Raw genomic sequence first — 2094 nt, forward strand, 5'->3', positions numbered from 1 at the left:
CGAAAAACAGGTGTGCCAGGTCAAAGATCTTCGAGCAGGCGTCCAGAAGGAAGTCCCGCTCGAACTGACAGCCCTCGTGGAAGCGATCAACGACATCCTCGCCCGATGATCGATCATCGGCGGGCAGTGGCAACCAGCGTGGAGCCAGAGACGGTGGGCGTTTCTGCGGGGACCGGTGCCAGCACCGTTTGAGGAGCAGGGAAGGGCTGGCTTTCCGCGAGACCGAATAACTCCTGGACCGGTCTGGCGACCGCCCGAAAATCCCGGGCGGAGACCGCTACCGTCTGCCACTGGGGTGAGATAACCCGGCACAGCCGACGGTATTCGGCCAGCTCCACGCCCAGAAATGCGTAACGCTCCCCACGGAAGGACACGACGAGCGGCTCTGCAACCGGCAATCTCCCCGCCACAATGTGAAAGGCGAACACAAAAAGGCCGCGAAATCCCTCTCCAAACAGGGATTCCCACTCAGCCAGACTCTCCAGATCATCCCGGGTGGACCAGTTCTTCCAGTACTGGAGGTGCTCCTCACCCGAGGGAAAGCGGCGTCCTTTGACATCGACGAGCCAGGTTGTTCGGCCGCGGGGGGCCACCAGGAAATCGAGGCTTTTCAGGGAACGGCCGTCGGCCATAAGGGCCCGCCGGGCCTCGTCCACCGCGATGTAGGGAACCCCCGCTTCGCGGAGGAAGGCCTCAAAGGCCGCCTCGTAGTGATTCCCGCGCTTCGCCACGCGCCGCTTCCTTTTTGCGAGAATTTCCCTTCTCCCCCAAAAGCATATCCCCCTTTCGCCGAGCTTTCAACCGCGATTGAGGAAATTCCTGTGATGGCCAGCACTGTGTGATGTTAAATTCGTGTCAATTGAAGTGAGAAACAGTACTTATTATGCATTGCCGCGACGGCTGGGCTGCCGTGTTGCTTCTCGGCGGCAGGAAAAAGACTGAAGAGCGGGGCCAAGCCTTCCGATACGCTCTATGTGGACGAAACCAATTTTGTCGGCTGTCCGGTTCATTTCGCCTTTGCACCGAACTACCGGGCCACTACGCCGGGCAAGGAAAGCACGGACCTGTACGGATACGGAGTGTGAGCAATGAGACACTGGTGCGTCTTTTTAGGATGCGCGATCGCGGCACTTCTGAGTGGTTCTGTCTGGGCAGGCGAGACGGCCTCAGCACAGGCACCCCGCGTCATTGACGTGGCCCTCCAGGACGGAGGAATTTTGCTGGGCCAGGTGGTGACACCCGAGGGTCGGCCCGTTCCCCAAACCACAGTGGCTGTGGAAAACGGACAGCAGCTTCTGGGGGTGGTGAAAACGGACGAGAACGGCCGCTTCGCCATCAAGGGCCTTTCCGGTGGTGTCTACCGGTTGTCGGCGGCGAACGGGACGGGCACCTACCGCCTGTGGAGCCCGCGCACTGCCCCGCCGGGTGCCCAGCAGGCCACGCTGCTTGTGGCGGGTCAGGACATTAACCGCGGTCAGGCCCTTTCCCGGATTGGCCAGTGGATGAGAAATCCCTGGATCGTCGGCGGTGCCATCGCCACAGCGATTGCTGTCCCTGTCGCCGTCGCCGAGCACGAGGAAGAGCCGTCCAGCCCGTGATTGCGGTAGTCTGCAAGAACTGAGGCTGCCGCGTCAGCATCCGCAGCAGGAGAGTTCAACCGGGCGTTTCCCCCAGTCATTGTCCGGTCTGACATGCCGACACCTCCCGATCCTACGGACTCACCGGCCTTGTCGCAGCCCGGCAAGGCCGGTGGTCGTTTGATGACGGTTCCGCGGGTCCGCGGAGCGTGCTCCGAAAACCTTGCAGCAGGACGTCTCTGGCGCATCCTTCGCTCACCGCCGCGTCATCCGGTTCCCTCCCCGGGGCCTGCGTCCGCCGGGCCCGGCTCATGTTCCGGATAACAGGCCATTCATGAAGGCCCTTCCCACACTTTGTGCCTGTGGCTCCTGTCCTTCTGACAAAGGCGGGGATGACTCAGCTTCGGCCGGGACTGGTTTTGCCCACGCTCCCGGCATACAATGGCGCGACTTGTTCCGTAAAAGAGATCTGACTTGCGGGGCGGTCCAGGCGAACGCGAGTTGTGCGAGATTTATT

The 2094-nt window shown here is 61.7% G+C and carries 2 protein-coding genes; one reads left to right on the forward strand and one right to left on the reverse strand.

Annotated elements, in window-relative coordinates; translation table 11 throughout:
- Positions 1-113: 113 nt before the first annotated feature.
- Positions 114-731 carry an HYExAFE family protein gene (locus H5U08_RS16740; RefSeq protein ID WP_297035682.1) on the reverse strand — a complete coding sequence of 206 codons (618 nt, stop codon included), beginning with the start codon at positions 729-731 and terminating at the stop codon, positions 114-116.
- A 357-nt stretch (positions 732-1088) separates the two neighbouring features.
- Between H5U08_RS16740 and H5U08_RS16745 the strand changes: the two genes are divergently transcribed.
- Entirely contained in the window at positions 1089-1598 is a 510-nt protein-coding gene (locus tag H5U08_RS16745) for a carboxypeptidase-like regulatory domain-containing protein (RefSeq protein WP_297035685.1), read from the forward strand.
- The last annotated feature ends 496 nt before the right edge of the window (positions 1599-2094 follow it).

The organism is Thermogutta sp., from assembly GCF_014359955.1.
In the GTDB taxonomy this organism is placed as follows: domain Bacteria; phylum Planctomycetota; class Planctomycetia; order Pirellulales; family Thermoguttaceae; genus Thermogutta.

Coding starts and splice junctions, on each gene's coding strand:
- H5U08_RS16745 (WP_297035685.1), top strand. CDS start 1,089: ATGAGACACTGGTGCGTCTTTTTAGGATGCGCGATCGCGGCACTTCTG.